Here is an 18008-nt window from a genome sequence, read left to right on the forward strand (position 1 = left end):
GGGGAACAGGGGCAGGAATTGCCCCTGTTCTTGTCGAAATGGAACTACTTATAGCAATTTTTATGGACTATTTGGGGAAGGGGATTACATATGCACTCGAATAATACACAACCAAAGCGCAAGTTCCGTACGCTTGGCAGCGCACTGCTTGCCGTCTCGCTGACGCTCACTTCCGCGCCAATGGCAGTTATGGCGGCAGAGTCCGGACAGACGGCGCAGAATGAGTCTTCGTCCGCCGGAGTCAGCCCGATGTTCAGCGATGTTAATTTGGGATTCTGGGCTGAGAAGCATATACATAAGCTTGCAGCTTTGGATATTTTGAAGGGGAACAACGGCAAATTCCGTCCGAATGACGACGTAACCCAGCAAGAGGCAATCACGATAGCGATCCGCTTCATGGGTCTGCAGGGAGAATTGAACTCTTCCGATTCGGTTGCTCTGCCAGCCGACTTCAAGGTGGGCGAAATTTTCAAGCCTTACGTCGTGCTTGCCTTCCAGAAGGGGCTTATCGACAAGAACGAGGAAATGGCGAATCCGGATCCGAAGAGCAGCTGGGGCGAGAAGAAAGCGACGCGGGAATGGATTACGAAAATTCTCGTACGTGCCGTCGGCAAGGAAGAGGATGCCAAGCAGGCGAAGAACAAGCAGACTTCTTTTGCCGATAACAGCAAGATTTCCTCGTCTGCGCTCGGCTATGTCAATACGGCCGTCGATTTGAAGCTGGCAGCCGGCCTGAACGGCAACAAATTCGACCCGCAGGGCAAGGTCACGCGCGCGCAGATTGCGACCTTTTTCAGCCGCGGGGAGAAGATAGCGGACGTCAAACGCGAGAACGAGTCGATTGGCTATATTATGGAGCTGACGGACAAGGAAATCCGCTTGTACGGGGAGGATGGCCAGGCTTCGACGTTCCGCCTCGACGACAAGACGCTGTATTACCAGGCCGATTCGGATAAAGCGCTCAAGGCATCCGAACTGGAGCTGTACACGAAGGTGCGTGTCCTTGGCAGCGGCGGGGCCGGCGCCTTCGTCGAGCTGCTCGACAGCACGCCGCAGGTGGAGACCTCTCAAGCGACGCTGAAGTACGCTGTCAGCTCGGAGAACAAGCTGTACGTAAAGCGTGACGGCACAGCGGATTTGACTGAAATTTTTTATGATTCTTCGACCGTGTTGAAAGACGCAAGCGGCAATTCGATCCAGGCTTCGCAGCTGACGGAGGACAGCGTGCTTGAGATTAAGCGTGAAACCTTTACCTCCGATCGCAAAGTAATCGAGATTCAAGTGAAGTCCGGCCCTATCAACAAATCGGACAAGGGCACCGTTGTCGCCGTTGACGCGACCAACCGTTCCATTACGATAAAGCCGGAGAGCGGAAGTGAAGAGACCTTCACCGTCGCTGAGGACGCGGTTGTGCGCTACAAGGATCAACTGATGAGCGGCATCAAAGATTTGAAGCCGGATTCGGCAATCTCCTACGTGGTCAAAAACAGCATCGTCCAGTCGATTGAACTGACCCAACTGACGGAGATGACGGTGACGGGCCGTCTGTACGAGAAGGGGGCTGCGAAGACGAGCTTGACGATCCGCAAGGAGAATGACAAGCTGGAAGCGAAGATGCTCGCGCCTAACGTGGAAATCATAATGGAAGGCATCAAGGTACCGACGTTCGATGATCTGGTTGCCGGAGAGTTCGGCGATCGGGTGGAGCTGACGTTGAACAGCGAGGATCTGGTTACGAAGATCCATGTGCTCGATCGCAAGCTGGAGACGCTGATCGGGGTAACGGTTATCAACTATGACCGAACGAACAATCTGTTGACCGTAATGGACGCGAACAAAGTGCCTTACGCCTTGAAATTGACCAACGAGACCCGCTTCGAACGCAACGGCGATAGTGTGTACATCGATGATATCGTAAGCGAGCTGCGGGAGGGCAAGAAGAAAGCAAATATCCAGCATACCGCCAATCAAGCGCTGCTGGTCCAATTCGTCAACAAGTTCGAAGGCACATTCGTTTCGGCAAGCAGCACCGCCAAGACGGTGACGATGAAGCTGGAGAACGGCACGGCCGTTACGCTGCCTTACAAAAATACAACATTGAACGTGGAGAGATTCGATAAGTCGAGCGCGACGGTAGCCGATCTCCGTAGCGGCGATTATATCGTAGCCTACTTGACGGACGATCAGAGCACCGTCAACTCGCTGGCGCTGCGCACCGTCGAGCAGTTCGAGGTTCAATCCGTCGATACGTCGCGCAATCGTATCCGTCTGCGCACGTCCAGTTCGAGCGTAGAGGAGTTCAGTGTAGGCAGCACGTCATTCTATGATCTTGACCGCAAGAGAATCAAGCTGGCCGATATCAAGCCGAACGAGTATCTCAACGTGGTGATGGACGGCCGCAATTTTGTCGAGGCAAGCAAGGTGCAAGTGACCTATGGACGAATCGAATCGATTGATGCCTCTACCGGGGTGCTGATGGTTCGTGACAATGATGGCAGCGCATCGGTGCATCAGCTCGGCAAAAATCCGGTTATTCAGGTGGACGAGTCTTCCACAGGCAGTGTCAATGCGCTCAAAACCGGCGATCGGGTCTTTGTACGCAAGAACGTTGACGGTCTGACTACGGTCAATCTGATCACCGGCATGAAGCGAAGCTTCTGGAAAGTAAGCGGAGATCAGCTATATGTGAAGCGTTCGCTTGCCGAGAGCAATTATATCTTCAACTTGGCGTCAAATGTGTATGTTCATTCCAAAGGAGACAAAATTTCATTGTCTACGATTAAGGAAGACAATGAAATTATGCTCTATATCGTGAAAAACAAGGTTGTTGAAATCGAAAGATTGTCTTAAAATACAGTAGGGTTGTATCTGACCGTCTCATTCCTGTTCAGGGATGAGACGGTTTTTACCTAAGGAATGGGGGGGGAGAATTGGCAACCAGTGCACGTGTACGCCGAATATTGGATACGATCGCCAGCATGTATCCGGATGCGCATTGCGAGTTGATCCATTCCAATCCGTTCGAATTGACGATTGCCGTTCTGTTGTCGGCCCAATGCACGGACGAGACCGTCAATAAGGTAACCGCGGACTTGTTCCGGAAGTATAAGCGCCCCGAGGATTATTTGGCGGTGCCACTGGAGGAACTGCAGGCGGACATCCGGCGCATCGGGCTGTACCGCAACAAGGCAAGCAATATCCAAAAGCTGTGCCGTATGCTACTTGACAAGTATGACGGCGAGGTGCCTCGGGAGCATGCCCAATTAACCGAGCTTCCCGGTGTCGGGCGCAAGACGGCGAATGTCGTCGTCTCCAATGCGTTTGGCGTGCCCGCGATCGCGGTCGATACACATGTGGAGCGGGTATCCAAGCGCTTGAAGCTGGCCGATGAACAGGACAGCGTGCTGGAAGTGGAGAAGAAGCTGATGCGCAAGGTTCCGCGGGACGAATGGACGCTTACGCATCACCGGCTTATATTTTTTGGACGTTATCATTGCAAAGCGCAGTCGCCCCGGTGCGAGATTTGTCCTCTCATCGATTGCTGCCGCGTGGGAAAAGCACGTATGAAAGCGACCAAACCAAGAAAGACTGGAAAATAAAAGAACGTGAATAGGAGCGGTCGCGATGAAATGCATTTCTGTCTATACGAATGATTTTGAGCAGTTTTCCGATATCTACGAGGCCATCATTCAGACTCCGCTGCAGGAGGATGAGGAGAAAGAAGTAGAAGGCGTCATGATATACGGAGCCGGCGCGGTGCCTGCGCAATATGTGGATCGCATGCGCCAGAAGCGGGGGGTCGTCGTGATGAAGGTGAAGGATTTGGGCATCACCATTTTGCAGCACGGCGAGCAATTTGAAATTATCCTCCCGGAACAATAAAATATGGTAAACTAGAAACCGAGTCTAAGGCAGATGCTGCCAAGGCTCGGTTTTCATTATGTCAGGCCTTATTATCGCAGACCGGAGGACATGAAGATGCTGGACTTGAATGCAAAGCAAACGGCCGCAGAAACGACAGCAGGAATTAGCTCCATGGAAGCGTGGCTCGAACATACGGCGGATCAATTCCGCGAGGCAGGCGATCTCGCCCGGAGCCGGCAAATGCTTGATTTGCTCGGCAAATGGCGGGACGGCACGATTATTTTGGCGTTCTGCGGACATTTCTCTGCCGGCAAATCGACGGTTATCAACCGGCTGTGCGGAGCGGAACTGCTGCCGTCCAGCCCCATCCCGACAAGCGCGAACGTGGTCACCGTTCGCTACGGCAAGCGGCGCGCCGATATCATGCGCAGGGACGGCGAGCAATCGAGCGTCGTCTCCGTGCCGATTGAACAGCTGGCAGAGGTATGCCGTGACGGGGAGGCCGTGGAACGGGTCTATCTGTACAATGAAGCCGCCTGGCTGAAAGAAGGGGCCGCTCTGCTCGATACGCCCGGAGTCGATTCGGCCGATCCGGCCCATCGGGAAGCGACCGAAGCGGCTATGCACTTGGCAGATGTCGTGTTCTATGTGACTGATTACAACCATGTTCAATCCGAATATAATTTTGCATTTGCGAAGGAAGTGGCCGATGCCGGCAAGCCGCTTATCTGGATCGTGAACCAGATAGACAAGCACCGGGAGCGCGAGATCGCCTTCGACCTCTACCGCGACGACGTGAAGCGGGCGTTGGATGCTTGGCAGCTTAAGCCGGCTGCCATTTTCTATGTCAGCTTGAAGGAGCCGGAACATCCGTTGAATGAATGGGCTACGCTGGAGCGCTATATGCGCCGCATCGTCCAGGACAAGGCGGCGTTGGTACGGTTCGGCGTGGAGCGGGCAGCGAGAGAACTGGCCGTCTCCCATATCTCGATGCGCATCGCGCCGATTGAGCAGGCGCGGCAGGCGTGGATTGAAGGCCTAGGCGGGATGGAAGCGGCACAGGCGCTGCGGCAGCGCTGGGAGACGCAGCAGGCGGCCGTGCGTGCTGCGGAGGCCGAAGCGCAATCCGTGTCTTCGGCCTTCCAGGAGGCGCTGCAGAAGCTGCTGCGGGATGCGAATATTACGCCGGCGGCGACGCGCGACCTGGCCCAGTCGTATTTGGAAGCGCGGATGCCCGGCTTCAGGGTCGGGCTGCTCTTCTCCGGACAGAAGACGGAGCAGGAACGCGAGCGGCGACTCACGGCCTTCGCGGAGGCGTGGCGGGAAGGAATCCGCGCCAATGTGGAGGTCCATGTGCTGCGTATGATTCGGGAAGCGGCCCGCGCTGCCGGCATGGACGAGGCGAAGGCGGCCGCGGAGCTGGAAGCGGCGCTGCCGGCGCTGGAGGGCCCGTGGCTGGCGCAAGCGGTTCAGCCTGGGGCAGGAGCCCCTTCGGAGTATACGCTCAATTATTGCCGTGCGCTCGGCGATGAGGCGCGCTCGCTAATTCGCCGAGCCGTCCTGGCTCAGGCGGAGCCGTACCTCGCTGCGCAGCGGGCCCGGCTGGATCAGAAGGCCGGGACGCTACGGGCGCAGGCTGGCGAACTGAGCGCCGAGCTGGCGGAAGACGAGCGGCTGGCCGCGGAGGAGCACGCTATCACGGCACAGCGCGCAGCGCTGCTCGCCTCGTGGGAGGGCGTCCGTTCTATCGAAGCGGACGACCCGCAGCGCTTGCTGCCGCCAGTGGAGCGGCCGCAGACGCGCCGCCTGCCGGCACAGGACACCGGCGCAGCGGCAGCGGCGCCGCCTTCACTGCGCGGGCCGCTGCCAGCCGCAGCGGAAGCGCCAGCGGGCGCACCCGTGCAAGCGGCCGGGGCGCGCCGGCTGCTGCGCGATGCGGCGCAGCGGCTGACGCAGGCCGCGCAGGCGCTGGCGCCGCTGCCGGCGATGCGTCCGCTGGCGCAAGGGCTGCGCGACAAGTCCGCGCGGCTAGAGGCGAACCGGTTCACGGTCGCCTTATTCGGGGCGTTCAGCGCCGGGAAATCGTCGTTCGCCAACGCCCTGATGGGCCAGGATGCGCTCCCGGTCTCGCCGAATCCGACGACGGCGGCCATCAATACGATCGCGGCGCCGACGGAGGAGCATCCGCATGGTACGGCGCGCATTACGATGAAGAGCGAGGCGAAGCTGCTCGGCGATGTTCGCTTCGCCCTGGAGAGCATGGGTGAGCGCGGGACCGCTGCTATGGATATGGATGAGGTGCTGAAGGCCCTGGACCGGCATTCGCCGGAAACGCTCCATCCGACCGGGCGTCCGCACTACAGCTTCATCCAGGCGGTCAAGCGGGGATATGACGGCGCGCGTCCGCATCTTGGGGTGGCGCTTGATGTCGGCTGGGAGGAATACCGCGCCTACGTCAAGGATGAATGGAAGTCTGCGTTCGTCGAGCGAATCGACCTGCACCTGGACAGCCCGTTGACCCGGGAAGGGTTCGTGCTCGTCGATACGCCGGGCGCAGATTCCATTAATGCCCGCCATACCGGTGTTACCTTCAATTATATGAAAAACGCGGATATCATCCTGTTCGTAACCTATTACAATCACGCCTTCTCCCAGGCGGATCGCCAGTTCCTGGCCCAGCTCGGCCGCGTGAAGGACGCCTTCGAGTTGGATAAGATGTTCTTCCTGGTGAACGCTGCGGATCTGGCGGCATCCGGGGAGGAGCTGGAAGGAGTCGTAAGCTACGTCTCGGATCGGCTGACGGAATTCGGCATTCGCCGTCCGCGCTTGTTCCCGGTCTCGAGCCTGCGGGGACTGGAAGCCCGGCTGTCTGGCAACGCGGAGGAGTGGCAGACTTCCGGCCTTGCCGCCTTCGAGGAGCAGTTCCTCCGCTTCGCTTCGGAGGATCTGGCTGGCTTGAGCGCGGAAGTATCCCGCCAGGAGCTGCGCCGGGTGCTGTCGCAGCTCCTGGCGATGTGGGACGCCGCGCATGCGGACGCATCGGAACGGGCGCGCCAGGCGGAGCATATCCGGCAGGCGGCTGCCGAATGCGAGACGCGTGCCCGCGAATGGCTGCATGCGGACGAGCGCGCCCGGCTGGAGCAGGAAGCCGACGAACTGCTGTACCACGTTCGGCAGCGGATGCTGTACCGGTTCAATGACAGCTTCGCATACGCGTTCAATCCGGCCTCTCTGCGACAGGATGCCCGCGGCGGCGACGCCGCGCTGGAGCGATGTTATCGTGAATGGCTGCGTCTGTTCCGCAAGGAGCTATCTAATGAACTGTATGCGACGTCGCTTCGGTTGGAGCAGACGGCCAAGCGGATCGTGCAGGCACAGCGCGTGCGTCTGATCGAGCATTGCGAGCAGCAGCTTCCCGGCTTCGCCTTGGCGGCGGAACCGTTGGAGTCGTGGCCAACGCCGGAGGTACAGGAACCGGCCGAACCGGCGGACGTATCGGTCCGCTGGCTGCGCTCTTATTTCCGCAACGCCAAAGCCTTCTTCGAAGGAGGAGGCCGCGAGACGCTTCGTCAAGCGCTCGAAGAGAAAGCGTCGCAGGCGATTCAACTGACCGTGCGCGACCATCGCGATGCCTTCGCGGAACATGCGCTGCGGCAGATGGGCCAGACCGTCCAGCTGCTGCGCGGACAATGGGAGGATACGCTTCGCGCCCATGCCCAGCGTCTTGATGAAGCATCGCGGACGGACTATGACGTCGAGCCGCTGCGAGAAGCGATCGAGGCGATACGGCGCACGTTGAAATGAGATGAGTTGAACGGGTTTCTATATCAAAAAGGCATCAATTCATGGAAAACGCTTACCACGTATGAACGGGGTAAGCGTTATTGTGTCTCTAGCGGCTAGGATCGAAGGAAATCAGATGATTTAAAAGAGATCATCGGATTCGTTCTCTGAATTCTCGAAATAGGAAGTCATAGCCGGAATTATGAGCGAATTGACGTTTTGCCGTTGGATGGGGCCGATGATAAACTGCAATACATCTAATGAGTGTGCGTTCAAAATGTTTGCCTTCCGATTCGTTCCGGTGTGCCGCGTCGGCGGGGACAGATGGTTTGAGCAGCCACCACGAAAGATAGTTAGGGGAGGAGAAGTCCGATGAACGTCTTCAAACAGCTCGGCTCGTTCTACTGGCCCAAACGAGGCCTGCTGTTCGCATCGGTGTTTTGCTTGATTGTCGCGATGGCGCTCGGATTGGTTTATCCCAATCTGCTGCGCATTCTCATCGACGACGTGATAGCAAAAAAGCGGTTCGAATTGGTGCCTTGGCTGGCAATAACGGTAGTCGTCGTTGTCAGCATCAAAGGCATTTTGCAATTTATGCACGGATTTTTTGGCGGACGCCTGGGGAATCATGTGGCCTATGAAATGAGGGGCGCCTGCTATCGCAAGCTGCAATTTTTATCATTCCGCTATTATGACAAAGCAAGAACGGGCGACCTGATGTCTCGCCTGACCGCCGATTTGGAAGCGATTCGCAACTTCATCGGATTCGGGTTCGCCCAGATCCTGAACATGGTGCTGATGGTGGTATTCGGCGCGGCGATGATGTTTTCGATCGATTGGGGGTTAACGCTAACTACCCTTGTCTCCATTCCGCTGCTCGTGTTCGTTGCCTTCCGCTTCGAATCGAAAATTCATCCGGCTTTCCGGGAAATGCGGATTGCCTTCAGCCAGTTGACGACGGCGGTCCAGGAGAACATTACCGGCGTACGCACTGTCAAATCGTTCGCGCGCGAGAGCCATGAAGTCGACAAGTTCTCCGATCGGAACGAGGCGTACAAGGCAAACCAAATCTATGCATCGACCTTATGGGGGCGTTATTTTCCGTTAATGGAAATGCTGGCCTGCTTCTGTATCGTCCTCCTCATCGCGGTTGGGGGAACGAAGGTTATCAACCATTCAATGTCTCTTGGTGAACTGGTATCGTTCTTCAGCATGATCTGGTACATTATCGGACCAATGTGGGGAGTCGGCTTCCATATTAACAACTATACGCAATCGAAAGCGTCCGGCGAACGGGTGCTGGAACTTCTGGACACACCGGTAGACGTTGAGAACCGGAAAGATGCGATTGTGCTCCATGAGAGCCAGGTCACAGGCCACGTCCAGTTCAATGACGTGACATTCCGCTATGAAGGCGATGTGGACGCCATCCGCAATGTGACGATTGATGCGGAGCCCGGCAAGGTCATCGGTCTTCTGGGTGGAACCGGTTCCGGGAAAACGACGATTATCCAGCTGTTGATGCGGGCTTATGACGTGAAGCAGGGAAGCATTATGTTGGATGGACAGGATATCCGCAATCTGGACATTCGAAGTCTGCGGAGCCAAATGGCGGCCGTATTCCAGGAGACGTTCCTGTTCTCTTCTTCCATCTATAATAATATCGCCTACGGGCGCGATGACGTGACGATGGATGATGTCATTCGGGTAGCCAAGCTGTCCAAGGCGCATGACTTCATCATGGAGCTCCCGCTCGGCTACGATACGATTGTCGGGGAACGCGGACTCGGCCTCTCCGGAGGCCAGAAGCAGCGGATCGCGATCGCTCGCGCGCTGCTGAAGGATCCGAAGGTGCTTATTCTCGATGATGCGACCAGTGCCGTAGACATGGAGACCGAGCACGAGATTCAGGCCGGCTTCCATGAGGTGATGAAGGGGCGTACGGTATTCATCATTGCGCACCGCATTTCTTCTCTGCGCCATGCGGATGAGATTATCGTCCTCGACAAGGGTGAGATTATTCAACGCGGCACGCATGACGAGTTGATTCAGGTGCCGGGCACTTATCAGGATATCTACCATATCCAATATGCAGACCAGTTGCAGGGCGCTGCGGCAGGCATGAGAGAGCAGGTGAGAGCATGAGCGCGATGAACGAAGCCGCTGCCGCCGGCCGGAAGGGGCGGGAGACTACGCAGGATACATCACAGAAGCGATCCCGGTTCGTCTATCAGGATGACGAGATTATCGAGAAGCCGTTCAACTGGGCCCAAATGCGCCGCTTGCTCGTCTATATGAAGCCATACCGCAAGCAGCTGCTTCCGGTGCTGATCATCATGATGGTGCTGGGCACCATTACGAAGCTGGCGATCCCGTTCCTCATCAGCTACGCGATTGACCATGCGATACAGCCGGCGGTCGGGGATCCGTCGACACGGCTGCTCTATATTATTGCCGGAACGGCATTTGGCCTGTACCTCGTGCAATGGGCGGCCAACGCGTTCCGCATCAAGTTCATGAACATGATCGGACAGCGGATCATTTACGATCTGCGGGCAGACCTGTTCAAGCATATTCAGAGGCTGTCCTTTCATTTCTATGACAAACGTCCGGCGGGCTCCGTACTTGTTCGGATTACCAACGACGTCAACTCGCTCCAGGATCTGTTCACGAACGGCGCCGTTAATACCCTTGTAGACTGCTTGCAGTTACTCGGGATCATCATCATTTTGCTGTTCCTCAATGTGCAGTTAGCGGTCGCTGTCATGATTACCGTGCCGATTATGTTCCTGGTCTCGACCAAGCTGCGCAAAAAGATCCGTTTCGCCTGGCAGGATGTGCGCATCAAGCAGTCGCGCATCAACTCTCACTTGAACGAAGCGATTCAAGGCATCCGGGTAACGCAGGCGTACACGCAAGAGCAAGCGAACATGGAATATTTTGATCACATGAACCAGGTCAACAAGAAATCATGGGATCGGGCGTCCGCCATGAACCAGACGTTCGGCCCGGTCATCGAGATTACGAGTGCTATCGGAGCGTTCATCCTGTTCATGCTCGGCTCGCATCTCGTGCAGACCGAGGCGATTACGGTCGGTATTCTGTTCGCCTTCGCACAGTATATCGGGAACTTCTGGGAGCCGATCAACCGGCTCGGTCAGATGTATTCGCAGATGCTGATTGCGATGGCTTCGTCGGAGCGCATCTTCGAATTCATGGATGAGCGCCCGACCATTGCGGAGAAAGAGCAAGCCCGAAAGATGCCGGAAGTGCACGGCGACGTGAAATTCGAGAACATTGTGTTCGAATATGAGAAAGGCCGCCCGGCGCTGCGCAACATCTCGCTGTCCGCCAAAGCGGGCGAATCGATTGCTCTCGTCGGCCATACCGGCTCTGGGAAAAGCACGATCATCAGCCTGCTCAGCCGGTTCTACGATCCGACAGAAGGCCGCGTACTCGTTGACGGCATCGATATCCGGGATGTGACACTGGAAAGTCTTCGCTCCCAGATCGGCATCGTGCTGCAGGATACGTTCATCTTCTCGGGCACGATTCGCGACAATATCCGCTTCGGCCGGCTTGATGCGACGGATGCGGAAGTCGAAGCAGCCGCCAAGGCGGTATTCGCCCATGACTTCATCGTCAAGCTGAAGGACGGGTATGATACCGAGGTGCAGGAGCGGGGCAATCTGCTCTCCATGGGACAGCGGCAACTGCTCTCGTTCGCCCGGGCGCTGCTAGCGAATCCGCGCATTCTGATTCTGGATGAGGCGACGGCTAGTATCGACACCGAGACCGAGCTGAAAATCCAGGAGGCGCTGAAGACGCTGCTGCAGGGCCGGACTTCGTTCATCATTGCCCACAGGCTGTCGACGATTCGCCACTGCGATAACATCATCGTCCTGGATCACGGGGTGATTCAGGAACAGGGCACCCATCAAGAACTGATGGCGAAGCAAGGAACGTACTACGGCCTTGTCGCCGCCCAATATAAATATATGTAAGCTGAAGAAGGATGGCTCCATTCGCCCGAATCGACCTGGACCGCGCAAGCGAATTGGGAGGTTCCGCGGATGGAGCTTTTTTGGTGTGGGAAAGGCGCCGGGGCCGGAATCCCCTCTATGCTCAGAAATTATGGGGTCGTAAAGTCATTGATCTCGACTCTCTTTTCATGACTCTCTTTGGCAAATCAGGAACGGTGCATTCGATACACTACGCTCATATCGTCATTGGGAATGTGGCGCATTCGTTTTCTTAATGATTCCTGACTGGGTTATCCCTTTTGGTCAGGAGCTTTGTGGCAAAGAAAATATATTCGCAGCGTGTACGGAAGGCGTGTGAAAATACAGTGCTTCCTTATGGTCAGGCTGATGCGAATAGATGTATTTCCCTCTTTTAACTGTACTCTCCCCAATGCTCAGAAAATCGGACTAGATATGCAAGAAGCTGCTTACAGGCCATCTCCCATTCAGTCAGGTGCAGGTGAAGATGGAAGTCCAGTGTACATAGAAAATGAAGGTGGACTAAGTCGGAGCTTGAGTCTGTGCTGAACCCCTTATACATATTCTCCCCATTGCTCAGAATGGCGGGTCCCATACGGCTTTTCTCCTGAAAGTTCAGTCTTATTGTTTTTCATTTCTCGAATGGAAACAAAGTCTTGGTTCATTAATGTAAGGGTCCAATGATAAGTTATTGAATCCTTGAATAATGATGATCGCGTTTAGGCTGATTGAACGGGATAATACACCAAAGGCACTGCGAGAGACGCACCTAGGCGAACCTGCGTGGAAGGGAGAGTGCAAAGAGCGGTTAGGGTAGCAAAACTAGAAGGATGGCGATTGACAAGAAGAGAGTCAGCCTGATGAGAAGGGATAAGCGTAAAAGGGAATAGAACGTCCTGATTAGAAGGGATAGTGCGTTAAAAAGACAGAGCGACCTGAAGGGATAGTGCGTCAAAAGACAGTGCGAGCTGATTAGAAGGGATAACGCGTCAAAAGTGAACAGCGTGACCTAACGAGAGGGGAGAATGCGTCAAAGTGAAACAGAGTGTCCTGATGAGAAGGGGAAATGCATCAATGGATACCGGAGTAACTCCTGACCGGTTGGGAGAAAACATCAATGACAACCAGAGAGGGGATGGTCCTAAGTGAATGGGAGTATGGTGAAAAGAACAGCGAAGGGTTGAGGAGGGGGCGGGAACCAACCAATTGCTCCGGGAAGCGGATTTGTGTTGCACAGCGAAAGGGACTCGTTTGCAAATCGGTACGCGAACAGGTATTCTAATACAATATAGCATGTATTGTTAGTCGCATGGCAGTATACGTAACAAGTCGGGCATCTTTAGGCGGAGATCCGGAATACCCGGGCAAAGATGTTGAGGGAGGATGGATATGCAGCGCAGACCGATCTCGCAATTATGGAGCTGGATTGTTATATTCGGATGTTTGTCTACGGTTCTGCTTATCATCGGTTTTGGCTTTGGGGTAGCGGATATTTTGCGGCCGGCGTCTGTGCCGTTCACGGATAAGCCGGAGATGAAGCTGCCTCCTGTTGAGGAGACGAGCCGATCGAAGGAGCTGCTGATAGCGTCGCTCGGCGATTCGCTGACGAGAGGCACTGGTGACGGTACGGGAGAGGGGTACGTTCGCCGTACGGTGTCATTGCTGAAGGAAGGTACGGATAAGCCGGTCACGCTGCTTAATAATATGGGGATTAACGGCTTGAGGGCAGAGCAGTTAGCCGAACGGGTTGAGCAGGAGAGCACGGGGTATGTGCTGAAGAAAGCGAATGTCATTCTGCTTACCATTGGCGGCAACGATCTGTTCCAGAGTGCGCAGAGTGAGCAGATGAGTCCATCCGCGATGGATGAGCGTGCGCTGCTGGCGAAGACGGAGAAGGGGACTGCCGATCTGAAGCGGATTTTGGAGGGCATTCGCCGTTGGAATAAGGATGCGCTTATCGTCTATGTCGGGCTGTACAATCCGTTCGCGGATCTGAAGGAAATGCGGCAGATCGGAAATACTATCGTGCAGAAATGGAATGATGAGGCGTTCCGCATCATTAACCAGGACGAGAACATGCTGCTCGTGCCGACGTCTGATTTGTTCCAGCACAATATCGGAAGTTATTTGTCTTCGGATCATTTTCACCCGAACGGGGAAGGCTATCAGGCGATCGCGGAGCGCATCGTTCAGAGCATCCGGTAAGGATCGCGTGAGAGGAGGAAGCTTATGAGCATGGATTCATCCATCGTCCTGTCGGTGCAGCAGGTCGTGAAGCGGATCGGCCGCAAGTCAATCATTAACGATGTCACTTTCGATGTGCGGGCAGGGGAAATCTTCGGCTTTCTCGGCCCGAACGGGTCGGGCAAGACGACGACGATCCGCATGCTGGTCGATCTCATTAAGCCGACATCCGGGCGCATTCAAGTGTGCGGATTCGATGTGAATCGGGAGCCGGAGCGGGCCTTGCGCTATGTCGGTTCCATTGTCGAGAACCCGGAGATGTATAACTTTTTGACCGGGTGGGAAAATTTAGAACATTTCGCCCGCATGATGCCGGAGCTGGGACCCGAACGAATTCAAGAGGTCGTCGACATTGTTGGCTTGTCCAACCGGATCCATGATCAGGTCAAGACCTATTCGCTCGGCATGAGGCAGCGCCTCGGCATCGCCCAGGCGCTGCTCGGACAGCCGAAGCTGCTTATTCTGGATGAGCCGACGAACGGGCTGGACCCGCTTGGCATCAAGGAGCTTCGCGCCTTCATTCGCGAGCTGGCGGACAGCGGCATGGCCGTGTTCGTCTCCAGTCATCTGCTGAGCGAGATTCAGCTGATGTGCGATCGGGTCGCGATTATTAGCCGCGGGAAGGTGCTGGCTGTCGATGATGTCGAAGGGCTGTTGACCGGAAGGAATCAATTCGTTATCTGGCAGGCACAGCCGGCCGCCAAGGCGCGGGAGATTCTGGAGCGCAGCGGTGCGGTCCGGTTCTACAGCCGGGAAGAGGGCGTCATCGATGCCGCGGCGCTCGTCGGGCTGCCGGAGGGCGCGATTTTGACGGAGACGGCGCCGGAACGGATTGCCGGACTGAACCGAAGCTTGCTGGATGCGGGCATCGAAGTGGAAGGAATCCAACGCATCATGCCGACCCTGGAACAGCTATTTTTGGAAATAACGGAGGGGGAGCGCATTGAGTAGCCTGTTGCCTTTGATTCAGAACGAGACGATCAAAGTGTTGAGGAAGAACCGCTTCTATGTCATCCTGCTTATCCTCATCATTATTATTCCGGTCTTCACCTACGCGCAAATGAAAACCGTGGAAAACAATCGTGAAAAATTCAACCAAGACTGGCGTCTGGAGCTGCAGCAGCGGATTACGGACATCCAGAACTCGCTCGGAAGCGACCGGGTTCCGGAGGAGTGGAAGAAGTACCGGCGCATCGTGCTGCAGCAGCTTCAATATAATCTTGATCATGATATCAATCCGAGCGACCCGAACGGGGTTACCTTTACGCGTACCTTTTTGGATAACTCCGTTACGCTGTTCATTCCGCTGCTCGTCATGGCGATTGCGAGCGATATCGTGTCCTCGGAACGTTCGACGGGCACGATCAAAATGCTGCTGACCCGGCCGATCCGGCGCTGGAAGGTGCTGCTGAGCAAATGGATTGTGCTCATGATGTTCACCGGCATCATCGTATTATTGACAGCGCTGCTGTCTTATCTTATTTCCGGGCTCGTCTTCGGTTACGGAGGCTGGACCTATCCGATATTTACCGGCTTCTCCTTGACCGGAACGGATGTCAATTTCGAGACGGTACATACGGTGCCTTCCTGGCTCTATATGCTGATGCAGCTCGGACTTGTCTGGTTCTCGAGCATTGTCGTCGCCGCGCTCGGCTTCATGATATCGGTGCTTGTTCGCAGTACGGCGGCCAGCATCGTGACGTTGATGGCAACCTTGATCGCCGGATCGATCCTATACAACATGGCCTCTTCCTGGCCGACAGCGAAATATTTATTCATGATTAACCTGAAGCTGACGGATTATTTGGCAGGAACCCCGGCTCCCGTGGAAGGGATGACGCTGCCGTTCTCCCTCGCCGTACTAACGGTATGGGGGGCTGCCGGATTGATTGTCGCATTCCGCGTCTTTACGAAACAGGATATATTGAATTAGAATATACAAGTACTAGTTTTCCTTGTTCGTCAAGATTTTCGGACAAACTTATCAAGAAGGCGAAACATCTGTTTGCATCCGAACGATATACGTGGTGGGAGTGTTCTCCTTTCCTACGGGTGCGACAGATTTTCTTTTGATTATGAACAGATGCATTTGAATGAAGGATTGAAGGAGGAGCTGGAATGGTCGAGCAAATCGATTTGTTCAAACAGCTGCCGGGCAACGAGGGAGCATCGGGGAACCGGAACGGGGAATATGGAGCGGACGATATACAGGTACTGGAAGGGCTTGTCGCGGTTCGCAAGCGGCCGGGCATGTACATAGGCAGTACGAGTTCCTCGGGTCTGCATCATCTGGTATGGGAGATCGTGGACAATGCCGTGGACGAGCATTTGGCCAAATACTGCTCCCAGATCGATGTAACGATTCATAAGGACCAGTCGGTGATGGTCCGTGACAACGGACGCGGCATCCCGACAGGCATGCATAAGACCGGCGTTCCGACGCCGCAGGTCGTATATACGGTTCTGCACGCAGGGGGCAAGTTCGGCGGCGCGGGCTATAAGAAATCAGGCGGCTTGCACGGGGTCGGCGCTTCGGTCACGAACGCGCTCTCGGAGTGGCTTGTGGTGGAAATTTACCGGGATGGGCATGTTCATAGACAACGCTTCGAATCGTGGACTGATGAGAACGGGACGGAGCATGTCGGGGAACCGGTGACCGGTCTCGAGATTATCGGGAATACGAACAAGACCGGCACGAAGGTGACCTTCAAGCCGGATGCCAAAGTGTTCCATGGCAACATTCATTTGAGCTATGACAACCTGGCGGAGCGGCTGCAGGAGATTGCCTTTCTCAATTCAGGTCTGAAGGTTGCTCTGAAGGATGAGCGGACCGGCAAGGAAGATACCTTCTGCTATGAAGGCGGGGCAAGCGAATTTGTCCGCTTTTTGAATGAAGGCAAGAGCGTGCTCAATGAAGTCGTTCATTTCGCGGCCGAGAAGGATGAGACGGAAGTGGAGGTCGCTCTCCAGTATAATGATGGGTATACGGAGACGATCGCTTCGTTCGTCAACTCGATTCCGACGCGCGGCGGCGGCACACACGAGACGGGCTTCAAGACCGCCTACACGCGGGTAATGAATGAATATGCGCGCAAGAACAACCTGCTGAAGGAGAAGGACAAAAATCTCGACGGCAACGACCTGCGCGAAGGCATGATGGCCGTCATCAACGTGAAAATGTCGGATGTCGAGTTCGTAGGACAGACGAAGGATCAACTGGGCAGCGCCTCTGCCCGCAGTGCGGTCGATACGGTCGTGTCCGAGCATATGAGCATTTTCCTGGAGGAAAATCCGCAAGTCGCCCAGATGCTCGTCAAGAAGGCGATCCAGGCCTCCAAGGCGCGCGAGGCGGCGCGCAAGGCGAGAGAAGAAGTGCGCAGCGGAAAGAAGCGGAGCGAGAGCTCGAATCTGAACGGGAAGCTCACGCCGGCCCAGTCGAAGGATTATACGCGGAATGAGCTTTTCATCGTCGAAGGGGACTCGGCAGGCGGATCGGCGAAGCAGGGCAGGGATTCGCGCTTCCAGGCGATATTGCCGCTAAAGGGCAAGCCGTTGAATCCGGAAAAAGCCAAGCTGGCGGACATCTTGAAAAACGACGAGTACCGCACGATCATCCACGCGATCGGAGCGGGCGTTGGCACGGAATTCGAGGCGGATGAGAGCAACTACGCCAAGATCATCATCATGACCGATGCCGACACCGACGGCGCGCACATTCAGGTGCTGCTGCTGACATTCTTCTACCGCTATATGAAGCCGCTGATCGATCAAGGCAAGGTGTACATTGCGCAGCCTCCTTTATTTAAAATTACGCATAAAAAAGGGAAGCATCTGTCGGTACGCTACGCCTGGACGGATGAGCAGCTAAGCAACTATATGAAGCAATTTGGATCGAGCGCCGAGATTCAGCGGTACAAAGGGCTCGGGGAAATGAATCCGGAGCAGCTCTGGGAGACGACCATGGATCCGGAGACCCGCACGCTGCTGCAGGTCCGCATCGAGGATGCGGCCAAGGCGGAGCGCAGAGTGTCGACGCTGATGGGCGACAAGGTAGAGCCGCGCAAGCGTTGGATCGTGGAGAATGTGGATTTTGCGGAGTTCGAGGAATAGAAAGGT

The 18008-nt window shown here is 55.6% G+C and carries 10 protein-coding genes; all 10 read left to right on the forward strand.

Features of this window, described 5'->3' with window-relative positions; genetic code table 11:
• Nucleotides 1-90: 90 nt before the first annotated feature.
• The gene (locus tag DQX05_RS09585; protein ID WP_119793018.1) at nucleotides 91-2850 is read left to right on the forward strand and encodes an S-layer homology domain-containing protein; all 2760 of its coding nucleotides are present in this window, start codon (nucleotides 91-93) and stop codon (nucleotides 2848-2850) included.
• 80 nt (nucleotides 2851-2930) lie between these two features.
• The gene (nth, locus tag DQX05_RS09590) at nucleotides 2931-3599 is read left to right on the forward strand and encodes an endonuclease III (RefSeq protein WP_119793020.1); all 669 of its coding nucleotides are present in this window, start codon (nucleotides 2931-2933) and stop codon (nucleotides 3597-3599) included.
• A 25-nt stretch (nucleotides 3600-3624) separates the two neighbouring features.
• Nucleotides 3625-3882, forward strand: coding sequence for an NAD/NADP transhydrogenase alpha subunit (locus DQX05_RS09595; RefSeq protein ID WP_119793022.1), 258 nt, complete (start codon nucleotides 3625-3627; stop codon nucleotides 3880-3882).
• Nucleotides 3883-3978: 96 nt separating this feature from the next.
• A complete protein-coding gene (locus tag DQX05_RS09600; protein WP_259391883.1) occupies nucleotides 3979-7668 on the forward strand; it encodes a dynamin family protein in 3690 nt (1229 codons plus the stop codon).
• Nucleotides 7669-8019: 351 nt separating this feature from the next.
• The gene (locus DQX05_RS09605) at nucleotides 8020-9792 is read left to right on the forward strand and encodes an ABC transporter ATP-binding protein (RefSeq protein WP_119793025.1); all 1773 of its coding nucleotides are present in this window, start codon (nucleotides 8020-8022) and stop codon (nucleotides 9790-9792) included.
• Nucleotides 9789-11651 (forward strand): ABC transporter ATP-binding protein, encoded by a 1863-nt coding sequence (locus tag DQX05_RS09610; RefSeq protein ID WP_119793027.1) that lies wholly within the window; start codon nucleotides 9789-9791, stop codon nucleotides 11649-11651. Before DQX05_RS09605 ends, DQX05_RS09610 begins: the two co-directional genes overlap by 4 nt.
• A 1386-nt stretch (nucleotides 11652-13037) precedes the next feature.
• A complete protein-coding gene (locus DQX05_RS09620) occupies nucleotides 13038-13853 on the forward strand; it encodes a GDSL-type esterase/lipase family protein (RefSeq protein ID WP_119793030.1) in 816 nt (271 codons plus the stop codon).
• Between the two features lie 24 nt (nucleotides 13854-13877).
• The gene (locus DQX05_RS09625; protein WP_119793032.1) at nucleotides 13878-14843 is read left to right on the forward strand and encodes an ABC transporter ATP-binding protein; all 966 of its coding nucleotides are present in this window, start codon (nucleotides 13878-13880) and stop codon (nucleotides 14841-14843) included.
• Nucleotides 14836-15825 (forward strand): ABC transporter permease, encoded by a 990-nt coding sequence (locus tag DQX05_RS09630; RefSeq protein ID WP_119793033.1) that lies wholly within the window; start codon nucleotides 14836-14838, stop codon nucleotides 15823-15825. Before DQX05_RS09625 ends, DQX05_RS09630 begins: the two co-directional genes overlap by 8 nt.
• Before the next feature lie 185 nt (nucleotides 15826-16010).
• Nucleotides 16011-18002 carry a DNA topoisomerase IV subunit B gene (gene parE / locus DQX05_RS09635; RefSeq protein ID WP_119793035.1) on the forward strand — a complete coding sequence of 664 codons (1992 nt, stop codon included), beginning with the start codon at nucleotides 16011-16013 and terminating at the stop codon, nucleotides 18000-18002.
• The last annotated feature ends 6 nt before the right edge of the window (nucleotides 18003-18008 follow it).

The sequence above is a fragment of the Paenibacillus thiaminolyticus genome, assembly GCF_003591545.1.
Taxonomy (GTDB): Bacteria; Bacillota; Bacilli; order Paenibacillales; family Paenibacillaceae; genus Paenibacillus_B; species Paenibacillus_B thiaminolyticus_A.